The 23,933-nt window shown below is 42.4% G+C and carries 21 protein-coding genes and 1 pseudogene; 15 read left to right on the top strand and 7 right to left on the bottom strand.

The features are described from left to right. The first annotated feature begins 194 nt into the window (after nt 1-194). Entirely contained in the window at nt 195-620 is a 426-nt protein-coding gene (locus CES82_RS06740) for an Hsp20/alpha crystallin family protein (protein WP_098824736.1), read from the top strand. Nucleotides 621-690: 70 nt separating this feature from the next. On the opposite strand, the gene CES82_RS06735 is transcribed toward CES82_RS06740, so the two are convergent. Beyond that, a complete protein-coding gene (locus CES82_RS06735) occupies nt 691-1,539 on the bottom strand; it encodes an aldo/keto reductase (RefSeq protein ID WP_098824734.1) in 849 nt (282 codons plus the stop codon). A gap of 152 nt (nt 1,540-1,691) precedes the next feature. Between CES82_RS06735 and CES82_RS06730 the strand changes: the two genes are divergently transcribed. From CES82_RS06730 to CES82_RS06695, 8 genes are all read left to right on the top strand, one after another. Continuing rightward, nucleotides 1,692-4,016: a cation-translocating P-type ATPase gene (locus CES82_RS06730; RefSeq protein ID WP_098824732.1), complete on the top strand. Its 2,325-nt coding sequence runs from the start codon at nt 1,692-1,694 to the stop codon at nt 4,014-4,016. Between the two features lie 137 nt (nt 4,017-4,153). After that, entirely contained in the window at nt 4,154-4,681 is a 528-nt protein-coding gene (locus CES82_RS06725; protein WP_098824729.1) for a DUF1836 domain-containing protein, read from the top strand. Nucleotides 4,682-5,030: 349 nt separating this feature from the next. Beyond that, entirely contained in the window at nt 5,031-7,640 is a 2,610-nt protein-coding gene (gene adhE / locus CES82_RS06720; protein WP_225364866.1) for a bifunctional acetaldehyde-CoA/alcohol dehydrogenase, read from the top strand. Nucleotides 7,641-8,242: 602 nt separating this feature from the next. Then, complete coding sequence (locus tag CES82_RS06715) at nt 8,243-9,349, top strand: ABC transporter ATP-binding protein (RefSeq protein WP_098824726.1); 1,107 nt, start codon at nt 8,243-8,245, stop codon at nt 9,347-9,349. Continuing rightward, nucleotides 9,321-10,271, top strand: a complete 951-nt coding sequence (locus CES82_RS06710) for a carbohydrate ABC transporter permease (protein ID WP_098824724.1) — start codon at nt 9,321-9,323, stop codon at nt 10,269-10,271. Before CES82_RS06715 ends, CES82_RS06710 begins: the two co-directional genes overlap by 29 nt. Nucleotides 10,272-10,276: 5 nt before the next feature. Then, nucleotides 10,277-11,119 carry a carbohydrate ABC transporter permease gene (locus CES82_RS06705; RefSeq protein WP_098824831.1) on the top strand — a complete coding sequence of 281 codons (843 nt, stop codon included), beginning with the start codon at nt 10,277-10,279 and terminating at the stop codon, nt 11,117-11,119. Then, nucleotides 11,116-12,456, top strand: a complete 1,341-nt coding sequence (locus tag CES82_RS06700; RefSeq protein WP_098824723.1) for an extracellular solute-binding protein — start codon at nt 11,116-11,118, stop codon at nt 12,454-12,456. The genes CES82_RS06705 and CES82_RS06700 overlap by 4 nt, the downstream gene beginning before the upstream one ends. A 10-nt stretch (nt 12,457-12,466) precedes the next feature. Next, nucleotides 12,467-13,156 (top strand): glycerophosphodiester phosphodiesterase, encoded by a 690-nt coding sequence (locus CES82_RS06695; RefSeq protein WP_098824721.1) that lies wholly within the window; start codon nt 12,467-12,469, stop codon nt 13,154-13,156. 94 nt (nt 13,157-13,250) lie between these two features. On the opposite strand, the gene CES82_RS06690 is transcribed toward CES82_RS06695, so the two are convergent. Then, a complete protein-coding gene (locus CES82_RS06690) occupies nt 13,251-13,787 on the bottom strand; it encodes a DUF1097 domain-containing protein (protein ID WP_098824719.1) in 537 nt (178 codons plus the stop codon). Nucleotides 13,788-14,126: 339 nt separating this feature from the next. Between CES82_RS06690 and CES82_RS06685 the strand changes: the two genes are divergently transcribed. The 3 genes and pseudogenes from CES82_RS06685 to CES82_RS12370 all read left to right on the top strand — a co-directional run. Beyond that, complete coding sequence (locus tag CES82_RS06685) at nt 14,127-14,444, top strand: hypothetical protein (protein WP_098824718.1); 318 nt, start codon at nt 14,127-14,129, stop codon at nt 14,442-14,444. Nucleotides 14,445-14,610: 166 nt separating this feature from the next. Continuing rightward, nucleotides 14,611-16,458: a hypothetical protein gene (locus CES82_RS06680; protein WP_098824716.1), complete on the top strand. Its 1,848-nt coding sequence runs from the start codon at nt 14,611-14,613 to the stop codon at nt 16,456-16,458. Between the two features lie 21 nt (nt 16,459-16,479). Beyond that, a pseudogene (locus CES82_RS12370) lies at nt 16,480-16,566 on the top strand (rhodanese-like domain-containing protein); the annotation flags it as partial. Between the two features lie 112 nt (nt 16,567-16,678). Here the strand turns inward: CES82_RS12370 and rbsK are convergent. Then, nucleotides 16,679-17,611, bottom strand: a complete 933-nt coding sequence (gene rbsK / locus CES82_RS06675; RefSeq protein ID WP_098824715.1) for a ribokinase — start codon at nt 17,609-17,611, stop codon at nt 16,679-16,681. A 127-nt stretch (nt 17,612-17,738) separates the two neighbouring features. Further along, on the bottom strand, nt 17,739-18,491 hold the full coding sequence (gene aroD / locus CES82_RS06670) for a type I 3-dehydroquinate dehydratase (protein ID WP_098824713.1): 753 nt from the start codon (nt 18,489-18,491) through the stop codon (nt 17,739-17,741). 243 nt (nt 18,492-18,734) lie between these two features. Here aroD and CES82_RS06665 point away from each other — a divergent pair, with 243 nt between their 5' ends. Next, nucleotides 18,735-19,394 carry an HD domain-containing protein gene (locus tag CES82_RS06665; RefSeq protein WP_098824829.1) on the top strand — a complete coding sequence of 220 codons (660 nt, stop codon included), beginning with the start codon at nt 18,735-18,737 and terminating at the stop codon, nt 19,392-19,394. A 212-nt stretch (nt 19,395-19,606) separates the two neighbouring features. On the opposite strand, the gene CES82_RS06660 is transcribed toward CES82_RS06665, so the two are convergent. Then, entirely contained in the window at nt 19,607-20,116 is a 510-nt protein-coding gene (locus tag CES82_RS06660; protein WP_098824712.1) for an aminoacyl-tRNA deacylase, read from the bottom strand. A gap of 159 nt (nt 20,117-20,275) precedes the next feature. Between CES82_RS06660 and CES82_RS06655 the strand changes: the two genes are divergently transcribed. Together CES82_RS06655 and CES82_RS06650 are read left to right on the top strand one after the other, a co-directional pair. Further along, on the top strand, nt 20,276-21,004 hold the full coding sequence (locus tag CES82_RS06655) for a GntR family transcriptional regulator (RefSeq protein WP_098824710.1): 729 nt from the start codon (nt 20,276-20,278) through the stop codon (nt 21,002-21,004). A 114-nt stretch (nt 21,005-21,118) separates the two neighbouring features. Next, on the top strand, nt 21,119-22,090 hold the full coding sequence (locus CES82_RS06650; protein WP_098824708.1) for a nucleoid-associated protein: 972 nt from the start codon (nt 21,119-21,121) through the stop codon (nt 22,088-22,090). 60 nt (nt 22,091-22,150) lie between these two features. Here the strand turns inward: CES82_RS06650 and CES82_RS06645 are convergent, their stop codons facing one another. Next, a complete protein-coding gene (locus CES82_RS06645) occupies nt 22,151-22,591 on the bottom strand; it encodes an Rrf2 family transcriptional regulator (RefSeq protein WP_098824706.1) in 441 nt (146 codons plus the stop codon). Between the two features lie 65 nt (nt 22,592-22,656). Beyond that, nucleotides 22,657-23,511 (bottom strand): NAD(P)H-binding protein, encoded by an 855-nt coding sequence (locus tag CES82_RS06640; RefSeq protein WP_098824704.1) that lies wholly within the window; start codon nt 23,509-23,511, stop codon nt 22,657-22,659. Nucleotides 23,512-23,933: the final 422 nt, after the last annotated feature.

The following is a 23,933-nucleotide window of genomic DNA, read 5'->3' as shown; positions in this document are numbered from 1 at the left end:
GACTTTTTTAAATGCTGATATATAGGCGTTTGTAGAGACTATTTAAAAAAGGAATTAGCACTCTCAACATTCGAGTGCTAATTTCTTGCATTCCTGACCAATACTGACTAATATAGACAATGTAAGGTTGGTAAGGAGATAAGAACCACATGTCCACTAACCTTAGTTTAAAATTCTGAAAGGGGTTTTTCACTATGACTAACTATTTAGCAAACAGAAACTTTAACGATTTGGATCCAATGAACTTCTTCAACGACTTTGGTAACTTTGGTCAGAAATTCTTCGGCAGTGATGATATGAAAACCGATATTAAAGAAAATGACAAGAGTTATGAAGTAGCCGCTGAACTACCTGGCTTCAAGAAGGATGGTATTCACATTGATTATCGTGACAACACGTTACGGATCAATGCCGTTCACAATTTGGATAAAGAAGACAAGGATGAAAAGGGCCGTGTTCTCCGTCAAGAACGCAGCTCAAGCAACGTTACCCGCAGCTTCTATCTGCCAGGAGTTGATGAAGATAACGTCAAGGCAACCTATGATGGCGGCATCCTTAAACTGACTCTGCCAAAGATGACTGAAGATAAGCAAGATAGTCATCACATTGCGATTGACTAATCACTGAACATGATTTGATTGCATCCACTAAAAAAGCGTACCGAAAATTTTCGGTACGCTTTTTTTCTGTCTATTCCTTGTAAACCTTGTATTGTTTACCAGTTTCATAAACAATTTCAGGATCATCGCCAGTTCGTTGATTGCGGTTCAGTAAATCAATCATGCCACTTTCATCCTCAGATAGCTCAAAGTCCAGCTGATGGTTCTCAATAATTCGACTAGGTGTTTTAGACTTGGGGATGACTGCTACGCCATTTTGTAGGTGCCACTTTAAAATGAGCTGCGCAACTGAAACGCGGTGGTGATCCGCCATTTTCTTTAGCATTTCGTTATCGAGCGTTACACCGCGTCCCAGTGGACTCCACGCCTGTGTCACGATATTTTGCGCTTTATCAAATGCCACCAATGCCCGCTGGTTCAAGTAAGGGTGTCGTTCAACTTGGTTAACGACGGGCATTTCCTTTGCCTGAGTCTTTAATAGCTCTAGGTGTGCGACGCTAAAGTTAGAAACCCCAATTGATTTTACTTTTCCGTCGGCTTTAAGTTTTTCCAATGCTCGCCAAGTATCGAAGAAATATTCCTGTACCGGCCAGTGGACTAATAATAGATCAAGGTAGTTAGTCTTTAACCGTTCTAGAGAGCCATCAATACTTTTAATCGTATTCTCGTATCCTTGGCTTATTTCAGCAATTTTTGAAGTGATAAAGATCTGGTCGCGGGGAATCTGCAGATTAACTAAAGTCTGTCCCAGAAAATCCTCATTACGGTAAAGTTGAGCCGTGTCGAATAGTCGATAACCAGCGTCAAATGCGGTTTTAATGGACGTATCCATCAACTCTTGTGTATTAATTAAGTAAGTTCCGAAGCCAACCAGTGGCATTTCATTGCCATCAGCCAGTTTAATCGTCGTTTCAGCCATGAATTGGTACCCCTTCTCTGATAGTCTTCTCTTTTATTATAGCAAAAGCGCTTACAAATATTGGCTTTTCTTTAAAGAAATCGGTAGATTAGCCCAAGTTGCTTGTAAATTTTGTACAATGTTAGCAAGAGATATGGAAGGTGGTTTGGAACATGCCGATTTCACAAGGCTTAACAGCTAAACAAGTGCAACAGCGAATCGATACTGGACGGCAAAACGAACCAGCACCGTCACTAACGCGTTCAATTAAGGCCATTTTCCGAGACAACTTACTGACTTGGTTTAATTTGATCAACTTGGTTCTCGGTGCTTTGGTGCTGATTACAGGTAGTTATAAAAATGAGCTGTTTTTAGGTGTTGCCATCGTGAATACGGCTATCGGCATCTTCCAGGAAATTCGCTCTAAGCGTCAAATCGATAAAATGAGTCTATTATCTGAATCTACTTATGAGGTTAAGCGGGCTAGCGGAACAGTGGAGCTCCACCAAGATGCGATCGTTCAAGATGATCTGCTGGTGATGCACCGGGGTGACCAGCTGCCAGTTGATGGCCTGATTTTAGAGACTAAGGGTATTGAAGTGGATGAATCACAGATTACCGGTGAAGCAACACCGATTGCTAAGACGACTGGCGATTCGGTGGTCTCGGGCAGCTTTTTGGTCAGTGGTCAAGCCGTAGTTCGAGCAACCCATGTTGGGGCAAAGAGTTTTATCAATACTATGTCAGGCGAAGTTCAGTCAGGCGAAAGTACTAATAGTCAGCTGCTGAATACCATTAATCGGATTATTAAAATTCTGACCGTTGTGATCGTTCCGCTGGGCACTGTCCTCTTTATTTCGCGTCTATTAAACCACAGCAGTATTAACCAAGCTATTTTAGGGACAACAGCTGCCATGATTGGCATGATTCCCGAAGGCCTAGTCTTGTTGACGTCAGTTTCTCTGGCAGTTTCAGCAATGAATCTTGCCCGGCACCGTGTATTGGTCCGAGAGCTACCAGCTATTGAAGGCTTGGCACGAGTTGATGTTCTGGGACTAGATAAGACGGGAACCATCACGAGTGGCAAACTTCAGTTGAGTAAAATTGTGCCTTGGCATCAGCAATCTCTAGATCAGGTGAAACTGATTATTGGCGGTACCATTAACGCCATTGGGGACGATAACGAAACAGCCCGTGCGTTGAATAGCGCTTTAACTAATCCGGAATGGCAGCCGACAAAAGTGGTGCCGTTCTCTTCAGCTCGGAAGTGGAGCGGTGTCAGTGTTCAACAGGGTAACTACGTCATTGGCGCACCAGAGTTTGTTCTCAAACGGGTACCGGCCAATTTGGCAAAGCAGATCGAAGGATACGCTGCGGAAGGGTATCGGGTGCTTTGCATTGCCCAGACTACTGAAATGAATGCTGATAATCTAGGTAATGTCACGGTACTTGGCCTAATTCTAATTGAGGATGAGATTCGCGAAAACGCTGTTGAGACCTTTCGTTATTTTCAGAATCAAGATGTTGCCTTGAAAGTTATTTCCGGCGATAACCCAACGACAGTGGCCAACATTGCGTCACGTGCCGGTATCAAGAACTGGGCGCAATTAATTGATATGAGCAGCTTAGAGGGTGACATTGATTATGATCAGTTAGTCGCTAAATATACCGTTTTTGGCCGCGTTACTCCTACCCAGAAGAAGCAGTTAGTCAAGGCTTGGCAACGGGCAGGGCATTCAGTTGCGATGACGGGTGACGGTGTAAACGATATTTTGGCGTTACGACAGGCTGATTGTGGCATCGCCATGGCTAGTGGCAGTGAAGCGGCTAAAAGTATTGCCGATTTTGTCCTGGTTGATTCAAATTTTGATGCCATGCTCAATGTGTTGAATGAGGGTCGGCGAGTGGTAAATAACATTGAACGGGTGGCGTCCCTATTTTTAATCAAAACGATGTATTCCGTGGCGTTAAGTATCATTTTTATTTTTATGCGAAATGGATATCCCTTCCAGCCAATCCAGCTAACACCGATTTCAGTCTTAACGGTGGGTATTCCCACCTTCGTATTGGCACTGGAGCCGAATTATCAACGAATATCGGGACAATTTATGAAACAAGTAATGGTGATTGCAGCACCCGCTGCTATTTGCGTGGTGGCCTATATTCTAGTGATAGATCTGGTGGGTGGCGTGCAGTTCAATTTAAATTACACCGAGACTTCGACGCTTTCGGTACTGTTAACCGGCGCCGTTTGTTTGGTGGCTTTATTGATGGTTGCCAGACCGCTTAATCGGCTAAAACTTGCATTAGTGCTATTGATGGCAGGGTGTTTCGCCTTGATTTTTATTTTCTTTGGCAAACTGTTTTCTTTGGAAGGTATCTTCAACTGGCAGATGGCAGTGTTTTACCTGCCGCTGTTAGCCAGCATCTATCCTTTCTTTTATCTTGTTCAAGAAGTGGTTGGCAAACGAATACTGGCGCGAATAAATTGGCGTTAATCCGATAATTCTAGGTCCGCGGTGAGATTAACCAGCGGGCTTTCTTTAACTCTTTTAATATCTAGTTTATAAAACTAGGTAAACATGCTACAATAATTATAAAGTAGTTGAATATACTATATAAAGGAGTGGCTAAAATGGCAGAATTCGATCAATATAATCGCTGGGAAGCTCAGATTCGTCAGGTTAAGTTACCGCATTGGAGTGAATTACCCAAGTTTGATTTGTATATGGACCAGGTCGTGGCCTTTGTTAATGACGCCATTGGTCAGCTAGGTGTTGAACCAATCACACCAGCAATGATCAATAATTACGTTAAACACCAGGTGATTATTGCACCAGTCAAAAAGAAATATCAGACCATGCAGTTAGCTGATTTATTGTTGATTGGGCTATTGAAGCCGCTCTTTTCAACCGAAACGATTCGTCATGGAATCGATCAAGTGACGGCGGGGGACTTCCCTAAGCAGGCCTACGATAATTTCATCGATGTTTTGAACAACTCACTAAAGAATTTAGGTCAAGGACAGCCGGAAGCACCAGCTAAAACCTTGAACGATAAGCTAATGCAGGTTGCTGCAGATACGATTTTAAACCGAATCCAATCAGAGCAGTTGCTGCGGATGATTCAAAAGCCAATCAAACCCATTAAAAAAGTGAAATAATTTCTAAAAAAGTCCCGTTTTTGCGGAACTTTTTTATTTTGCTCTGAAATGCCGGTATCATCGGATCCAGAAGAGAAAGAAAATTATTTTCAGGAAAAGTTTCACTTTATCGCCTTATAGTATTTTATTTCACAAACTATATATTTAACCGCTTACATTGCTAGTAAATCAGTGAAAACACTTGTATATACTGGTGGAGTAAGGAAAAAATTAAGCAGAAAACGTAAAAAAATAAATTTATTTTGGCTATTTACATTTAAAAAAAGTATGATATTATAGTCTTTGTGAAAGAGATAACAAAGAAATTAGCCAGTATTTTCATGATGGAGGGTTAAGAATGTTAAAAGAAATGAATTCAAAATCAAATAATGAAAAGCCTAAAAAGCCCGTTAGCATCAATAATCAGATTGATGAATTAGTTAATAAAGCACACGATGCTCTGTGTGGAATGGATAATTTTGATCAGAAAAAAGTCGACCATATTGTGCACCAAATGGCAATCGCCGGTTTGGACCAACATATGCGTTTAGCTAAACTCGCTGTGGACGAAACTGGTCGTGGTGTTTGGGAAGATAAAGCGATTAAAAACATGTTTGCCACTGAAGAAATTTGGCACAGCATTAAGAATGATAAAACTGTTGGTATCATTGAAGATGATAAGGAACGTCAATTAATCAAAGTTGCAGAACCACTTGGTATTTTAGCTGGTGTGACACCGGTGACTAACCCAACTTCTACGACTATGTTCAAGTCATTAATTGCCGTTAAGACGCGTAACCCAATCATCTTTGCCTTCCATCCACAAGCGCAGAAGTGTTCTGTAGAAGCTGCCAAAGTGGTTCGTGACGCCGCTATTGCAGCCGGTGCTCCTGAAGGTGTGATTCAGTGGATTGAAGAACCAAGCCTTGAAGCAACCACTGCTTTGATGAACCACCCACAAGTTGCCTCAGTACTTGCTACTGGTGGTCCCGGCATGGTTAAGGCTGCTTACTCAACTGGGAAGCCTGCTTTAGGCGTTGGTCCTGGTAACGGTCCTGCTTACATTGAAAAGACTGCTAACATCAAACGTGCAGTCAACGATATCGTTCTTTCTAAGACCTTTGATAATGGGATGGTTTGTGCCACTGAAAACAGTATCATTATTGACACCGACATTTACGATGCCGTTAAGAAGGAAATGAAGGATCGTAAAGTCTTCTTCATTAAGAAGTCTGAACAAAAAGCTTTAGCAGATGCCATGTACGATCCAAAACGTGGCGGTGTTAAAGGGCCAATCGCTGGTATGTCAGCCGTCAATATTGCTAAATTAGCCGGAATTGAAGTTCCCGAAGATACTAAAGTTTTAGCTGCTGAATTAAACACTGTTGGTCCAGACAACTGGCTCTCAGCCGAAAAACTTTGCCCAGTGATCTCCGTTTACAAGTCAGCCAACCATGAAGAAGGTTTCAAGATTGCTAACGACTTACTTCACTTTGGCGGCCTCGGTCATACCGCAGCCATTCACACCTTGGATGAAGACCTTGCTACGGAATACGGCATCAAGATGAAGGCTAGTCGTGTATTGGTGAACACCCCATCAGCTCTTGGTGGTATTGGTAACCTTTACAACGAAATGATTCCTTCATTAACTCTTGGTACTGGTTCATGGGGCAAGAACTCGGTTTCACACAACGTTTCATCGTTTGACCTTTTAAACATTAAAACAATCGCAAAGCGGCGGAATAATATGCAATGGATTAAATTACCCCGAGTTTACTTTGAAAAGACATCTGTACGTTACCTTGGCGATATGCCTGGTATTAAGAAAGCCTTCATTGTTGCTGACCCAGCCATGATCTCACTTGGCTACGTTGACAAGGTACTTGGTGAACTGAAGCGTCGTCCAGACGGCTTTGAATATCAACTCTTCTCAGTAATGGAGTCAGACCCAACAACTGATACGGTTGAAAAGGGTTATGCTCAAATGAAGAACTTCCAGCCTGATACGATCATCGCATTAGGTGGCGGTTCTCCAATGGATGCTGCTAAGTGCATGTGGTTATTCTACGAGCATCCAGATGCAAGCTTCTTCGGTGCAAAGCAGAAGTTCTTGGACATTCGGAAGCGAACTTACCAGTTTGAAAAAGCAACTAAAGCACAATTCGTTGCTATTCCAACTACCTCTGGTACTGGTTCAGAAGTGACACCATTTGCCGTTATTACGGATGCTAAGACCCACGTTAAGTACCCATTAGCTGACTATGCATTGACCCCAGACGTTGCCATTGTGGACTCACAATTCATCGAAAGCCTGCCAAAGAAGACCATTTCATACGCCGGTTTGGATGTTTTGACCCATGCTATTGAATCATTCGTTTCAAACATGGCATCAGATTACACCCGTCCATGGTCACTGCAAGCGATTAAGTTAGTCTTCGAAAACTTAACGGCTTCATACAACGGTGATTTACAAGCCCGCGAAGAAATGCATAACGCAGCTACCATTGCTGGTATGGCCTTCGCTAACGCCTTCTTAGGTGTTAACCACTCGATTGCCCACAAACTTGGTGGTGAGTTCGGACTCCCTCATGGTTTAGCAATTGCCATCACTTTGCCACACGTTATCCGGTACAACTTTAAGGAACCTCGTAAGCTGACTACTTGGCCTAAGTACGAATACTTCCGTGCGGATGAGGACTACGCTGAAATTGCCAGATACATTGGTTTAACTGGCAAGAATAAGGAAGAACTCAAGGAAGCCTTGGTTAACAAGATTATTGAATTAGCTCACTCAGTGGACGTTACTTTGAGTTTGAAAGCTAACGGCGTTGATAAGAAGCACTTCGACGAAACGGTTGATAAATTAGCCGAATTAGCATACGAAGACCAATGTACAACTGCTAACCCTAAAGAACCATTGATCGGTGAATTGCGTCAGATTATGATTGATGAGTATGATGGGAAAGGTGTAGAAAAGTAGAGAGCGTAAAAAAAGGCGGTTAACGCCCAGAATATAAGCAAAGGCCCCCATACAGTCTGGTTTTGGACTGTGTGGGGGCCTTTGCTTATATGGCCGGGCGTTGCCTTTTTTGCGCGTTTGGGCAATGTAACAGTGGTGTGCCTGATTTTTGACTGTGTGGGGGCCTTTGCTTATATGGCCGGGCGTTGCCTTTTTTTGCGCGTTTCGGCAATGTAACAGTGGTGCATTACAGCTAGAGTAAAAAAGCTGATGGGTCCGCCTTCGGCCCCCAGCGTCTCCATCGCTGTGGGGACCGGCGAAAGCCAAGGTCTTTCGCCTCGCATCTAAGCCACGCAAAGAACGCGCGTCTTAAATGTCGTCCCGTGCTGTAAGGGCGAAACGCCCTAACACCACCGACACAGCAGATGGAGACGCTGGCGACCTACGGCTAAAATAGTAGCTCTAGTGTCATTTGCTAGAGAAAGTTAACGTGTATCTTTATCTGCCTGTCCAGACCTTTACACATTCGATACGTAATCCATACGGAAACGATAAGAATATTCTTTACACTTAGCGTTGTAGTGTAATGCCACTACTAAACTTATTTGAGCAGGTGAAAGGGATTGACAATTACATTAGAGCAACTGTCAAAAACGTATGAAGGAAGTAATCAACCAGTTCTCAAAGATGTTGCCGTTCAGATCAACGATGGTGAGTTTTTCGTTATCGTTGGCCCATCCGGTTGCGGTAAAAGTACCTTATTAAGAATGATTGCCGGTTTAACATCGATTTCTAGCGGTCGGTTGTTAATCAATGGCAAGGTCGCAAATCAAATGCCACCAAAAGATAGAAACTTATCCATGGTGTTTCAAAGTTACGCACTATTTCCATTCATGACCGTTGCCGAGAACGTTGGCTTTGGTCTTAAATCTCGTCAATTATCAGCTACTGAGATTGAACATCGTGTTGATGATGCGCTAGCGATGGTTAGTCTATCCGAACTTCGGGATCGTAAACCCAAGGAACTTTCGGGAGGTCAACGGCAACGAGTAGCTTTAGCAAGAGCAATTGCCAGTGAAGCAAAAATTTGTTTAATGGATGAACCGTTATCTAACTTGGATGCACAATTACGTGCCAAAATGCGTGTCGAATTAAAACAGCTTCAGCGAAGTCTAGGTTTAACGGTCATTTATGTCACTCATGACCAAGTTGAAGCGATGACCATGGCGGACCGTGTATTGGTGTTGAATGATAAAAAGGTCCAACAAGTCGATACACCCGTTAATTTGTATCAGCATCCTCAAAATGCTTTTGTAGCACAATTCTTTGGCACGCCGCAGATCAATTTATTGAAGGCGGATGTAGTTGGGCATGACCTAATAGTTGACTCGGTATTGCGCTTACCATTGATCCAAATGAGGCTCAACGATAGTAAGGTTCTTGTGGGGATTCGACCAGCAGATATTCAAATTAAAGTGGGACCACAACAGGCTAATGCGCGGGTAGTCACGGTTTCATATTTAGGAGATCAATCGGTCATTACTGCGGTTCTGAACGATTCGCAAAGGTTCCGTATTGTTGCTGACAGTCAACTGCAGGTGGCTGCAGACGATTTAATCAGAATTGTGGGTGTGAAGGAGTTTGACGTATTTGATATGAACTCCAAAGAACTGATTGCGAGTCAAAGGGGGGACGTAAACGATGCTACAGTCGCTGCCACGGAATTCTAATTCAAAGGATCCAGGTGCACAGTCAGCGCCAGTTCGCTTGTCCACAACTGCTCAATGGAGTAAGGACAATCTTTATGTGGCCATATTTCTTGGGCCGTCGTTACTGATTTTGTCTGTCTTTGTTTTCTGGCCGATGATTAAGACCCTCTATCTCAGCTTGTTTCTAACGGATAATTTGGGCCATGCCAGTGTTTTTGTTGGCCTAAATAATTATATGAGTCTCTTTAACAATCCAGCCTATCTATCCAGTTTGGGTGCTACCTTGATGTACGTCATAGCGGTCTCGGTTCTGACGATTATTCTGGGGATGTTATTAGCTGTTGCAGCTCAGCAACGATTACGAGGGATTCGGTTTTTCCGGACGATTTTTTCTTCCACAATGGGAATCTCAGTTTCAGTTGCCGCTATTTTTTGGCTATTTGCCTTTAACCCATCAGTCGGGGTATTTGCCCAGATATCACAGGCGTTGCATTTACCGGAAATTAACTGGTTGGCCGATCCACATTTTGCACTACTAGCCGTTATTATGACAACGGTCTGGATGAATCTAGGTTTCACCTTCCTGATTTTATTTGGTGCGTTGCAGCAGTTACCAGCCAGCCTGTTTGAAGCTGCAGAAATTGCTGGTGTGGGTAAAACGACACAGTTTTTCAAAATTTCATTGCCATTAATTTCACCAACGTTATTTTTTGTCCTGATTGTGACGTTGATCGATGCTTTCAAGAGCTTTGGTTTGATTGATTTAATGACGGTTGGTGGACCCAATAACGCTACGAATCTGCTAGTTTATCGGGTTTATCAAGATGCTTTTCTTAATGGTAACTATGGTCTTGCTAGCACTGAGTCGGTGGTATTAACGGCCATCATTGCAGTGATCACGTTGATTCAGTTCAAACTTTTAGGAAAGCGGGTGAACTACTAATGGAGATGAGTCAACCAGCTACTACGGGAACCAATGTTGCCAATGCCAAAAAAGTAGGTCAGTACGTACTGCTATTGTTCCTGACATTCTTAGTTCTTGGTCCTTTTTTACTGGGATTATGGACTAGCTTGATGCCTACAGCAGATATTTCTAAAGGTGCCTTGTGGAGTTCACATATTTCACTGGATAACTACGTAGCCGCCATCACCACGACGCCGATTCTCAGGTATTTGCTAAACAGCTTAGTCATTTCAACGCTGACGATGCTGTTTCAAGTTTTGCTCTGCTCCATGTCAGCTTATGCGTTTGTTTTCCTCAAATTCAAATATCGCAAGCAGCTCTTCATGCTGTTTTTAATGACCATGATGCTGCCCTTCGAAGCAGAGGTCATCCCAAACTTTTCTACTGTACGTAGCCTAGGTCTTTTGAACCACTATGCGGCCATGGTGATTCCGTTTCTAACCGCGGCTTTTGGAACTTTTATGTTACGGCAAGCATTTATGCAAATGCCGGTTGAGTTGAAGGAAGCAGCTGATGTTGAAGGGCTTTCTCACTGGCAATTTTACTGGCACCTGGCGTTACCTTACACGAAGGTCAGTTTGATGACGTTGGCCGCATACAGTTTCCTAAGTAGTTGGAATCAATATCTTTGGCCAATGCTGACAACGTTTAGTGATTCATTTCGACCAGTTCAAGATGGCCTCCGCCAACTTCAGGGACAGGAAAGCTTTAACAACTGGGGCATGATTCAAGCCAGTGCCGCAATCGTGGTTATTCCAACACTGATTATTCTATTTGTGGGTCAGCATTATTTTAAGGCTGGTCTTAATGAAGGGGCGGTTAAATGATGGCATTCACACATAAACGTTGGTGGTTCACATTAGGCATGTTGTTACTGATATTGCCACTGGGAGCTTGTGCGAGATCAGAAGCGGCCAGTCGAACCCGAGTTGTTTTTTGGCACGAAATGACTGGACCGGGGCAGGAACAACTCAAGCAGTTTGCTAAGGAATTTAACGCTAGTCAATCGAAGTACCGTGTAGAGCCCCAATTTGAGGGAAATTATAACGAAGCGGTGCAGAAAATTCTGCATACCCATGGCACTTCGGCATCACCCGCTGTCTTTCAATCTATGGATGTTTCTACCAGTCAGTTATATCATGCTAAGGTTGCCACACCAATGCAGCACTTTATTGATGCGGATCATTACGATATTAACAAAATTTCACCGGTAGCTCGGGCCTTTTATTCACAGAAAGACAGTCAAATTTCAATGCCATTCAATACTTCTCAACCGGTTCTTTATTACAATGCATCGTTACTGAAACGGTTAGGAATCAAGGCACCACCGGTTGATCCTTCCTATAGTGATATTACACGCGTTGCTAAGGCTATTTCAGCCAAGTCCCATGGCAAGGTAAAAGGACTGACTGTTGAAGAGTATGGTTGGTTATTTGAACAGTTTATGGCAAATAGTAACGAGCATTTAGCGAACCATGAAGATGGTCGAACGGGAATTCCGACCAAGGTACATTTGAATACTCCAGGAACGCAAGCCGCTATGAAATGGGTTCGTGAGAATATTAAGGCTGGTGACTTTATTGATTATGGTGCCGGTAGCCAAGCCGAGTCCAACGAAATTGCTGCTTTTCTTGCTGGTAAATTAGGTATTTTCACTCAATCTTCGGCCTACATCAGTCAACTTTTAGCTGGTACAAAAGACGAACTGGGGATCACCTATTATCCGCATCAAGATGGTAAACCGAGAAACGGTGTCGCGGTTGGTGGCGCATCGCTTTGGATCAGTAACGATAAACCAAAAGCGGTTCAGCAGGGCGCCTGGGAATTCGTTAAATACGTGATGACAGCTAAAGCGCAGGCGCAATGGCAAGCTGCAACTGGATACTTAGCGCTTAACAAGGATTCTCAAACCCAGCCCATTTTGCAAAAACTATATAAACAGCATCCTTCTGCACAAGTGCCAAGTCAGCAATTGGCAACGATCAAAGCTAATACGGCTAACTCAGGTGTCTTCATGGAGGGTGTCATTCAAGAACGAAATTTGGCACAGACTGCCATGGCACAAATCTATAACGGCACAGACATTAATAAGGCACTAGCGGTCGCTGAAAAGGGATTAAACGATTCAGTTGCTAACACCAATCGGGCCAACCACTACAAATAGGGGGCACAACATGTCAACTTTAATCTTCGGTCATCGCGGAATTCCCGTAAAGTTCCCAGAAAATTCACTGCAGGGGTTTCAGTACGCTATTGAACATAACGTTGAAGGACTTGAATTTGATGTTCATTTGACCCGTGACCGCTTACCGGTGATTATGCATGACGAAACCATTAACCGGACTACGGATGGTAAGGGCCGAATCTGTGATTACGATTTTGATCAATTAAAGGAATTTAAATTAAGTAACGGTGAGTCCATCCCTACGTTATATGAGTTATTGGAACTAGTGAAGAATGTTGATGTCTTACTTAACCTTGAGTTTAAAACGGATCAAATTCATTATGAAGGCATTGAAGAAATCGTGTTAAAACAAGTTAGCCAAGCTTATTTACGCCATCCAGTGATTTACTCTTCGTTTAATTTAGATAGTTTGAAAATTTGTCAGCAATTGGATGATAGTCAAAATTACTGCTTTTTAACGGAGCAAACGATCCGCAATCCACTAGCCTTTTTGAGGAAAGAACATTTAAACGGGTTGCACCTTAATCGCGCTCAAGATGATGAAGGTTTGATTGAGCGAATATGGACGGTTAACGATGAAGCACGGATGACAAAGCTTTTTTCGCAAGATGTAGATGGCATATTTACGGATGATTTTGAAAAAGCGATGGCAACGCGCAATCAATTACTTGTTGGGTAGTTAAAAAGTTTTTGAACATCATTCAAAGTATAAAAAGACAGCGGTTATTACTCAAACTTGAGTAATAACCGCTATCTTTTTGAAATTAAATCCGTCATTCCTTTTCGTACCCATCACTATTCTTTGGCTGCTTATCAGGAAATAATTTATACATCCACTTGGAGAAGTAATTAGAGCCGATGATAATCAGGTAAACGCCAAGATACATGGAGACAATTAGTTGAATCAAGAATACTGGCCAGCTTTTGATTGTAATATTGGTAATGATCAGCATGGTAGTCCCCCAAGCGAGTAACCAGGCAGGAACTTCCGCAAACTTCAGGATGGTACCTTGCAGGAACAAAACTAAGAACGTCAAAAAGCCGAAAATAATGGCACTTGGAATCACATCACCTAAATGTGGAAAGCTAATGATCCACAGACAGAAACAACCTAAGGCAATACCAAATAGGAAACTAACGGAAATATTTAACACCTTATGCATTGGTGCACCGGCACCAAAGAAGTAGGAGGCAGCGATGAAGGCTGCGCCACTCATCCAGAGGTGAAATGAACCGGAAATCAGGCAAAAGATGAGGGTAGTCAGTCCAACACCAATGGATGAGATCCAGACGTCTTTACTAATTTTCATGATGGCCACTCCTTTAACGAAAAGCCAGTCACCTGAACGCATATGTCGTTTCAGTGGCTGGCTTTTTCAGCATAGTAGCAGTTTACTATATTAATGCTTAGCGATAAAGCTTAATTAAGTCGTTGTGAGACAACATCAACCTTCGATGGATCGCCTTTCTTTAGTTTTTATTAAAATTAAGCTTGGCGTGTATTTTTAGTTGTTTGATACATCAATCATATCATGTATTATAGGCAAAGTAAGCGATTTCATCCTGTTTCTTTCAATCTTATTTTACTTGTGTTAGACTTAAAGAAAAATGAGAGAATCATGAATTTAAATTGAGAGTGGTGGTTTGAAGTGAACGACAGTATCTACTTGCTAACGCCTGAAGATAAAAATTTCATTTCTCATGTCTGCCGTAATCTACAGACATTTACACTATGGGTAAATGAATCTGGACATGCTGAAGATTTCAAATTAAAAGAAGCACGAGAAAGTAGTGCGGACTATTTATTAAACACGTTATTAGAAAAGTATCATATCGAATTAACCGATAAGGCAAAAGCCGAAAAGTTACTGGCAACTGGTAGTTTAGCCGTGAATGACATTGATGTTGTTGCAGTGATTAAAGAAATTGCGCGGCTAATCGATACGTATGCTGCCAGTGTGTCTTAACAGGACCGTTTATTTAGAATATGAGTGCGTGCAGCTAGTTTTCTATTTGTTGAAGACTAGTTTTTTTGCGTTGTCTTGAAAGCGAACTCTCAAACAGTAGTGCTGACAATTTGGTATACTACAGGTAACAAAATCTGTATTTGGGAAACAGGAAAGAGGATTAACTATGCTAAGTTATTTTGCCTTGATTACACTTGTTAAATTATCAGGGTTATTGATCCCGTTTATTTGGTTCTTGTGGATCAGTAACCGACGATGGCGAATTTGGGGAACCGTAGCGATTGTGGCATTATTTATCGTCAGCTATGTCAATACGTATTTTAATCTGCCAGATTTAGCCTATCCGTCTTTAATTGACGGTTGGCTATTATGGCTGATTGCCGGTTTTGTGGTGGTAGCAATCCTGCGTCGTTTCGTTTTCAATCCTAACGCCGTAAAAGAACGAGCAGTCCACGAGGATAATTTTTTCAGTCGTTTACTGCGTAGTTTTGGTATTACTATCGGATGGATTGGCCGCTTGATTGGCGCTGCAGTAGTTGCAATTGTTGCCGTGATCGTTCTAAGCGGTGTTGCTTCAGTGGTCACGACGATGAATCCTAAGCCAGCCGTGAACTCGATTAAGACAGACATGAATAATTCTACGGATGGCGCACCGATGCCCGTCATCAAAAATAGTGCTGAGACACCAGTAGTTAATGCACCGCAAACTGTTTCTACAGATATGAATAACTCGTTAAATAGCTTTAAAAACTCCAACGTTTATGATTTGAATCATATGCGTGTTCAGATGTATAACGGCAAAATGGTTTACGTCGCACCCGTTGAATTTTCTGGTGGCTTCTGGCGGTATATTCATTACCAAAAGGTGCCAGGGTACTTCATGACTAACGCTACGGATAAGAATGCCGATCCAAAGTTTGTGGCAAAATCTATGCGATATACGCCAAGTGCTTACTTTAACCGTGATGCGGATCGCCGGATTAATGCTTACAGCATGGGTTATACCATGGTTGGTGATACCTCGCAGCTGGAAGTTGATAATAACGGGACGCCCTATTACGTTCGGACGTTGGCTAAACCGATTTCTTATTTCAACCGGAACTATGACTTTAAGCACTACAAAGTGGCTGTATTAAACACAGTCAGCGGTAAGGTGAAGGTCTATTCACCAAATAAGGTACCGAAGTTCGTGGATGTGGCAGCTACGCCAGAATTAGTCCAGCAAGAAGTTTCAATGTTTGGCCGTTACCGTCACGGCTTTTGGAACGCTACCAGTTTTGGTGGGCATAATGATGTGATGAAGCCAACTGAAGCCGGAACTGAGGGTGGCAAGACGTTAACCCCATACGCATACAAGGGTCGAATTTATTACTTCACCGGGATGACCAGTGTGAATAGTCATCAAAGTTCCATTCTTGGTTACGCCTTCGTGGATGCGCGAACCAACACACTTCACTATTATCGTGAGCACGGTAACGTCATGACCCCTGAGCGTGCGATTTCATACGCACAACAGGATATTAACCCGCAAAACTATAAAGGGACGTTGCCGTTACTATACAGAATTAATGGCAATCCAACCTGGGTGGTTTCGATGCTTGACCGGGATAACAACTCCTTCATGAAGTTCGTGTACCTGCTGGCGGATGGTAACAACCAAAGCGGTACCTATGCGGTTGGCGATGATGCGCAGAGCACGCTGGAGATCTTCCAGCAACGTGTCGGCGCTAAGACGGGGACAACCGTTGAGCCTAAAGTGACTGGCAAGACGATTTCTGGAACCGTTGAACGGGTGGTTAAACCCGATGATAAGCAGATCCTGTTTATCTTGAAGGGTGACAGTCACGTTTACCGGATGGACACTTCAGCTAAGTCCTTCCAGCCGATTTTCCAGTTTATCCAAGCAGGTGATAAGGTTAGCTTTAAAGCCACTGCGACGGATAAGAACCAATTAGCAACGGCTAATGTTGGGCTTGAAACCTATAAGAATCAGTCGATAAAGACACAAAAGTAAATTTTAACTAAGCGGTAAACCTTGTCAGCTGGTTTTAAAGCCTATGAATTATCATGTGCCTTAGAAGGCTGGAAGGGTATGCATTTGCCAATTGAACCAGTAGGCTAATAGCGGTTCACCGAAGTATCAATAACAAACTAAAAAGGAGAATCCATCGTCACTTGTTTGAGTGATGACGAATTCTCCTTTTAATTGTTGTAGTTGTTGATTTTTAATTAACTTATTTTGCCGCTTTTTCAGCCGCTTCAATTTCGGCTAAAGTTGGAATTGAAGGGTGGGCACCCATGCGTTGAACAGTGATGGATGAAGCCCGGTTCGCGAAGCGGATTGCTTCAGCTAAGTTACTGAAGTCTGGTTTTAGTTGAGAACTCAAAGCGCCAATGAAGGTATCGCCAGCAGCGGTAGTATCAACGGCGTTAACCTTGAAAGCATCAACGAAACCGTAGTTGCCATCAGCAGTGTGATAGAAGGCTCCCTTACTACCAACGGTGATGATGACACCTTTAGCACCCATTGCGTGAAGCTTTTCAGCCCCCTTGATCATGGAAGCTTCATCAGTAATCTCAACACCAGTTAAGGTTTGGCATTCAGTTTCGTTTGGCACAACCAGGTCACTAACAGCTAAGAGACTAGCAGGGATGGTTTCCTGTGCAGGTGCTGGGTTCAAAATCGTGACAACGTTGTTTTCCTTGGCAACTTTAAAAGCTGCTTCGGCAACTTCAAGCGGGGTTTCAAACTGGGTAATGATGAAATCACTCTTAGCGATAGTGTCCTTGGCGTTGTCAACATCTTGAGTTGACAAGACTTGGTTAGCGCCACCGTAAACTAAGATTGAATTTTGGCCATTTTTATCCAGTAAAATGAAAGCTTGCCCGGTTTTAGCATCCTTAGTAATGGTGATTTGGTCAACGTTGATGCCAGAATCAGTCATTGATTTCACCATAAACTTACCGTTAGCGTCATCACCGATCTTACCGATAAAGTAAGTGTCAGCACCAGCACGGCCAGCTGCGATTCCTTGGTTGGAACCCTTGCCACCGCCAGCAAAAGACTGATCACCCATAGCCAACGTTTCGCCAGGTTTTGGCAAGCGAGGGATTTCAAGGATTGTATCTACATTTAAACTACCAATTACAGTAACACGATTAGTCATTTTAATAAGCCTCATTTCAAAGTGTGAGTGTTTTACAATTAAAGTTAAGTAAAACGTTTTACGTATCTTGCACTAATAATATAGCAGATAGTGTAAGCCGTTTCAATAATTCTGGTAAAATTCTCATTTATTGTGCAATGATTTTCAAAATTTGTCGTGTTTGATCCACAGTTAATTGTCCGGGAGCTGACACCGCCGACGTTGTTGCGAAGGTTAGTACACTGTTGAAAGTTTGACCCGCAACCCTTGTGACGGCGCCAAGTGAACCCATGGCCATGGTAATAATTGGCTGTGAAATATTCTGACTGGCATCATGAGTGGCCACCATTAAGTTTAAGACATCATCGTTGCTTTCGGGCATTACGGCTAGTTTGACCACATCACCATTTAATTGGGCCATTTTTTTAAGTTGAGCCATCATCTCACTCTTAGTAGGCGTATGTTCGAATTCGTGGTGACTGATAATCGTTCGAACTTGGTGAGCGTGTGCCAGAGTAATTAACTGATCTACGATGGTTGGTTCCCGGCGCCATTCAATATCAATGGCAGTGACGTCCGTTCGTAACATGATCTGAGTATAAAGCTTTAAATAATCGGCGTCCGCAATCTGCCGTTTACCGCCTTCCGCGCGGTCACGTAAAGTAACGATCAATGGCAAATCGCCGAGAATCTCAACTAACCGGTTTGCCGTAGAAAGAATCCCAGCAGTATCTTCTAAATCGTTAAAGTAATCTAAGCGCCACTCAGCAATATCCGCTGAGGAAGAAACGGCTTCTCCTGCTTGACCGATAACGGTGTTTGAATCGACGCCCGTAATGGGAACGCATATTTTAGGAACACCGCTACCAAGCGACAGCCCTTTGAAAGATACTGGTGTCATATGTTTGATGACCTCCTCTAATTAATCTATTTCTCATCTGAATTTAGCATGTTTCCGAAGGGGAAGCAAGCAAAGATATAAAACCAACAGGGTGGTATAGCCACTTGATTGTGGAACATATTCAGATAAATGTTAGGATGTAAAATGATAAATGAAAATTTTAAAGCGGAAATTTTTCTAATGAAATTTTAACAGAAGTAAAGTATCATATTTTCTATTATTGAGAAAGATTAGGTGAGCGACTTGGAAGCAACTGAGCAATTAGCTGCAATTAGTAAATATACTGCGCAAAAATTAGCGGGTGATGTCACGGGTCATGGTGTTGACCATATTAACCGGGTAGTGACCAATGCGAAAATGCTGTTGGCAGAAGAGCCTTCTGCTGATTACTTGATTACGCTGAGTTCGGCTTATTTGCATGACGTCATTGACGATAAATTGGTTTCGGATGTATCAGCTGCGCAACAAGATGTGGAGCAGTTTTTAAGTTCGATTGAATTTGCGCCGGATCAAGTGCATACGGTGATGTTGATTATTAACAATATGTCATTTAGTAAATCTCTGACGGATGATCAGCAACCACTACCATTGGAAGGCCAGATTGTGCAGGATGCGGATCGTTTGGATGCGATTGGTGCAATTGGGATTACTAGAGCTATCTATTATGGTGGGCATCATAATGAAAAAATTTATGATCCGCAGATAGCGCCGAGAACAAGTATGACAAAGGCGGAGTACCGCAATTTGAATAACGAAACGATCATTAACCATTTTTACGAAAAACTGTTGAAGTTACCGGACAGTATGAATACCCCAGTAGCGAAAAAAATTGCAAAGGGCAGGCAGAAGACCATGACCACTTTTCTGGAGGATTTTAAGGCGGAGTGGAATGGAATGAAGTAAGGTGCGGAAACGAGCGCTTAGAGAGCGGAGTACAAGTAAGAGGCACCATAAATCCCGATTTTGGATTTGTGGTGCCTCTTACTTGTATGCAGCTCTCTGCTCGTTGAAGCCCGATTAGGCTATATAGAAGTTGAGAGTCCGATTTGGATTTGTGGTGCCTCTTACTTACATGCAGCTCTCTGCTCGTTGAAGCCCGATTAGGCTATACAGAATCATTCCTCTTCCAGCAAGTCCGTAAATTCACCATCAACCAACTTGCAAACCGCCTCAGCATTAACTTTCACTGAACGCCCAATTTGTCCTGAAGAAACAATGATTTCGCCTTGTTCTTTAGCTGTATTATCGAAGTAAATCGGGTACTTCAGTTTTTCCCAGATACCGATGGGCGTGTTAGCACCATGCTCGTACCCGGTAGTTTTGACTAGCTCCTTTAAAGGAACCATATTGACCTTCTTATTGCCGGAAGCCTTAGCTAGTTTTTTCAGGTCTAAGTGCGTATCTAGTGGCAGGACGCCCACAACGGGGCCGGTTGTTTTGCCAGATGCAACCAGGGTTTTATAGATAGTATGCTGATCAAAGGTACTTTCATCAACATCCATTTGTTGAACGTCTCCAGCTTCGTGAGTAGCAAACGAAAGTTGTTCATAGCTGATCTTAGCTTTATCGAGAATCTGTTCGACTAATGTTTTATGTAATTGTCCTTTTTTCTTCTTTTTTGACATGATGATCATTCCTTACTTGAGTAATTTGGTGCAGTCCAGACAAACAATTAATAAGGACCAATTTTAATAATAGTGCGTTTCAATCTATCCGAACACTTCAAAATCTGTTATACTCGATTTAATTATTAAATCAGTGAACTGGTTGCAAGGGAGATTGGAATGGCAGATTTAGTTTACAGAAGAGTATTGCATGACTTGAAATCGCGAATTCACGATAATCAGTTTCCAGACAAACGACTACCGGATGAGCGAAGTCTGAGTGAAGCATACAACGTCAGTCGTAGTTCAATCAAGCGAGCACTTGGTGTTTTAGCAAATCAAGGGATTATTTTTAAGAAACGTGGTTCTGGCACTTTCATTAATCCATTATACATGAAGAACCAAACGATTTTTCATTATGAAGGCTCAAATTTAGGGGTTACGGATAGTTTTAAGAGTGATGGGCAGACTCAGGGAATCAAACTGCTGTCCTTTAAAGTGGTGCCTGCTAACGAAGAAATGCAGCAGGATCTCTTTTTGGAAAAGGGCGATTTTGTGTATGAAATCAAGCGCCTACGATTATTCGATGATCATCCGTTTATGATTGAACGAGGGTTTATCCCGATTAAGATTGCGCCTGAACTATCGCAAAAGGTAGTTTCAGGATCAATCTTCAATTATCTGGAAGACGTTCAAAATAAGGTTGTGACTAAGTCGTTTATGACGATGAAAGTTGCACCTTCCAACGAAGAGGATCAGGAGCTGCTGGCTTTAAAGCCAACGGAACCGGTTGCCATCATGGAAGGCATTTTCTTCTTGGACGACGGCACACCGTTTGAAGTCTCTAATATGCGTTTGCGGTATGATTACTTTAATTACAATACGTTTGTGACGTTGGATGAAGAGTAGTAGTAAGACTGAATTAAACTTTAAGTGGATATAGGAGGCTAGCGGCGCATATGTCACTAGCCCCTTTTGCAATCGGGTTAATCTGACAACAGATAATGAAGTAAAGGTGGTTCTATGAGAATAATAGAGGCAGTCGTCCACGTGATGGACAAGGATTCAGGCAACGTTGTAGTATCACATAAGGCAGTTGATCCTAGTGACGTGGTCATGGAGGAATACCTTCAAAAAGTCATCGAAAAATTGATGAAAACAGAGTATACGGAAACACCTCTCGATGATTGCGAGATTGTCAAACAACTCGTTGATAATCCGAGTGATTTCATCGATCATTCTGCCCAAATCAGTCTGGATTTTTTTAACGCAATTAAGAGCGCAACGAAGATTAATGGCGGTGATCTGCTCTTCTTCCGTGCTCAAAATGATGACTTAGTTGATTTAACTGGTATGGTGAAACTGGATTACACCGCAAAGTATCTCCACGCAGTTGAGTATGATAATGATACGCTGGTTAATACGATTATTCAGAATAAAACCATTTTGCCATCTCCGGTTCAGACGGTTAAAGATGGCTTCTTGGTGATGGGAGATACGATTCGAATTCAATCGAAAAAGTATGATAATAACGGGGAAGACTGGAGTTTCGCACAGAATATTTTAAAGCTTCCGGTGGTTAAAAAAGTTTCTGAGGAAATCAAAACGATTGAAAAAACGGTTAAGGAAACCGCTAAGAAATATACTGAAACAGATGTATTAACGGTGCCACAGACGCATAAAGCCGTTTACGAGAGTATCAAAAAAGATGAAAGCATCGATAGTGACCATATTGCTGAAACGGTTTTTCAGGATAATCCAGAAGCTAAGGTTGCTTTTAAGGAAAAACTTAAAGAACGCGGTGTTTCAGAGACGGTTCGGGTACCCAACGCACCGATTTTTGAGAAAAAGTACCAAAAACAGAAAATTAAACTTGGAAACGGCATTGAAATGACGGTGCCAGTAGATGTCTTGAAAAATAAGGACGTGGTTGAGTTTCGAACTAATCCGGATGGTACCATGTCAGTTATTGTGAAGAATATTGAGCAAGACTGAGTGTAATACTTTGAATTAAAAAATGGCTAGTTCCGTGGATAACGGGACTAGTCATTTTGCTTACTTATTGGCTGTTTTTAACCGTCGCGCCTGAATATCATCAACGATTTGATCTAACGTAATTTCGGCCATACTTTTCTCAGCTTGTGCTTGAACCTGATTATAGGCATCGGTTAAGGCGCCTTGAATGTTAGCACCAACTGGGCAATCGACGTTAGTGGTCTCATCAACATGTAGCAAATGATGATCTTCTTCAACCGCGTTATAAACGTCTAGTAACGAGATTTCAGAAGTGGCCCTAGCCAATGATGGTGCAGCCACACCAGGTTGACTGACCAGTAAGCCAGCTTTAACCAGAGCTGACATCAAGCGCCGGACTAAACTTGGATTTGAGTTAATACTGCCGGCAATACCATTACTGGATAAGTCGCCTTTATCTTGAAAAATGTCGATGAAAGCCAGTACGTGCACCGCATCGCTTAACTTATGAGAATATTTCATATTAATAACCTCGATTAAATAGTGGTTCTATTCTATAGCGATTCAGTGACGCAATACAAGCACTTTTACTTATATGATTTAATGACGTCGGCTAAATCGGTTTGTGGACGTCCCAGCACATCTGTTAAATCGCTGGTTTGTTCATCTAAATCACCATTGCTAATGAAGGTCTGCATTGATGTGATAGCTGCAGCTGTGCCAGCATCTAAGCCGTGATTGATCAACCCTTGCTTAAACTCATCATCGCTCTCAGCGTGAACGTCAAATGGCACATCGCTCACTTGTTTAACGATTGCGGCCAAGTCAGCATACAATAATGGGGCACCCGCAAATTCGTAAACGTCTTTTGGATCATCAAGGGTCAGCACTTTGGCTGCGGCGTCCGCATAATCAGTTTCGGCAGCCCAACCAACGTGGCCCTTACCTTCAATGTAGCCGAATGGCTGTCCCTTTAAAGCGCCCTGAATTGTGCCAAGTTCGTTTTCTAAGTACCAGTTATTCCGTAAGAAACTATGGTTAAGACCAGCCGTTAAAATCGCTTTTTCAGTGTATTTGTGGTCTCCGCTCAGCGGTGACTTAGCTGTTTCAAGTTGCGGATAACTCGTATAAGCGATGTAACTAACGCCAGCTTCTTTAGCAGCGTCGATCACATTTTGGTGCTGTTCTTGCCGTGGCATATCACCACCGGGTACGGACGAAACGAAGAGCAGTTTGTCGACGTCAGTCAGTGCTGTGATCAGACTAGACTTGTCTGTGTAATCACCTTTTCGAACTTCAACGCCGGCTGGAACCGATTTTGAAGCCTTATCAGTATTTCTTGCTAACCCAATGATGTGTGCGTCCGGCACTAATTGTGCTAATGTTGCTAGTGCCTGCTTGCCAAATTTTCCAGTAGCGCCCGTAATTGCGTAAGTTGTCATAATTTTAAGTTCTCCTTTTGATGTTACTTTAAAAGTAACTTGTTATTTAAAATGTAACACCTGGTGAAGCTGTTGTCAAATAAATTAACAATTAACCTCGCTCACAGTTACAGCAAAGGTTGTATCTTTTGGTAACTAATCGGTTAATTAAAAAGAATCATTTTTTAAAATTTTCATTTTTTAATGATTAATGAAAGTCAGTGAAGCGGGCAGATAAGCCTTTAATAACAGGCGTACTGGCTGTTTCGTAGGCTAATGCAATGACGTTAATAGATTGGACCGCATCAATTTTCAAAGCGGTTGACTTTTATGTAAATGGGACTATCATAGTGGGTGTAAATTATCGATACAATTCGTACCTGGTAATTAACACACCATTTCAACTGCATTGAATTACGTCGTGCAGTTATCTTTAATCAATC

Source organism: Secundilactobacillus silagincola, assembly GCF_002583405.1.
GTDB classification, from domain to species: domain Bacteria; phylum Bacillota; class Bacilli; order Lactobacillales; family Lactobacillaceae; genus Secundilactobacillus; species Secundilactobacillus silagincola.
The sequence above is the reverse complement of the archived record's forward strand: the minus strand, read 5'-3'. Positions and strand labels throughout refer to the sequence as shown.

Excerpts from the sequence above, each read along its gene's own strand:
- CES82_RS06740 (WP_098824736.1), top strand. The coding sequence starts at position 195 with ATGACTAACTATTTAGCAAACAGAAACTTTAACGATTTGGATCCAATG.
- CES82_RS06735 (WP_098824734.1), bottom strand. The coding sequence starts at position 1,539 with ATGGCTGAAACGACGATTAAACTGGCTGATGGCAATGAAATGCCACTG.
- CES82_RS06730 (WP_098824732.1), top strand. The coding sequence starts at position 1,692 with ATGCCGATTTCACAAGGCTTAACAGCTAAACAAGTGCAACAGCGAATC.
- CES82_RS06725 (WP_098824729.1), top strand. The coding sequence starts at position 4,154 with ATGGCAGAATTCGATCAATATAATCGCTGGGAAGCTCAGATTCGTCAG.
- adhE (WP_225364866.1), top strand. The coding sequence starts at position 5,031 with ATGAATTCAAAATCAAATAATGAAAAGCCTAAAAAGCCCGTTAGCATC.
- CES82_RS06710 (WP_098824724.1), top strand. The coding sequence starts at position 9,321 with ATGCTACAGTCGCTGCCACGGAATTCTAATTCAAAGGATCCAGGTGCA.
- CES82_RS06705 (WP_098824831.1), top strand. The coding sequence starts at position 10,277 with ATGAGTCAACCAGCTACTACGGGAACCAATGTTGCCAATGCCAAAAAA.
- CES82_RS06700 (WP_098824723.1), top strand. The coding sequence starts at position 11,116 with ATGATGGCATTCACACATAAACGTTGGTGGTTCACATTAGGCATGTTG.
- CES82_RS06695 (WP_098824721.1), top strand. The coding sequence starts at position 12,467 with ATGTCAACTTTAATCTTCGGTCATCGCGGAATTCCCGTAAAGTTCCCA.
- CES82_RS06690 (WP_098824719.1), bottom strand. The coding sequence starts at position 13,787 with ATGAAAATTAGTAAAGACGTCTGGATCTCATCCATTGGTGTTGGACTG.
- CES82_RS06680 (WP_098824716.1), top strand. The coding sequence starts at position 14,611 with ATGCTAAGTTATTTTGCCTTGATTACACTTGTTAAATTATCAGGGTTA.
- rbsK (WP_098824715.1), bottom strand. The coding sequence starts at position 17,611 with ATGACTAATCGTGTTACTGTAATTGGTAGTTTAAATGTAGATACAATC.
- aroD (WP_098824713.1), bottom strand. The coding sequence starts at position 18,491 with ATGACACCAGTATCTTTCAAAGGGCTGTCGCTTGGTAGCGGTGTTCCT.
- CES82_RS06660 (WP_098824712.1), bottom strand. The coding sequence starts at position 20,116 with ATGTCAAAAAAGAAGAAAAAAGGACAATTACATAAAACATTAGTCGAA.
- CES82_RS06655 (WP_098824710.1), top strand. The coding sequence starts at position 20,276 with ATGGCAGATTTAGTTTACAGAAGAGTATTGCATGACTTGAAATCGCGA.
- CES82_RS06650 (WP_098824708.1), top strand. The coding sequence starts at position 21,119 with ATGAGAATAATAGAGGCAGTCGTCCACGTGATGGACAAGGATTCAGGC.
- CES82_RS06645 (WP_098824706.1), bottom strand. The coding sequence starts at position 22,591 with ATGAAATATTCTCATAAGTTAAGCGATGCGGTGCACGTACTGGCTTTC.
- CES82_RS06640 (WP_098824704.1), bottom strand. The coding sequence starts at position 23,511 with ATGACAACTTACGCAATTACGGGCGCTACTGGAAAATTTGGCAAGCAG.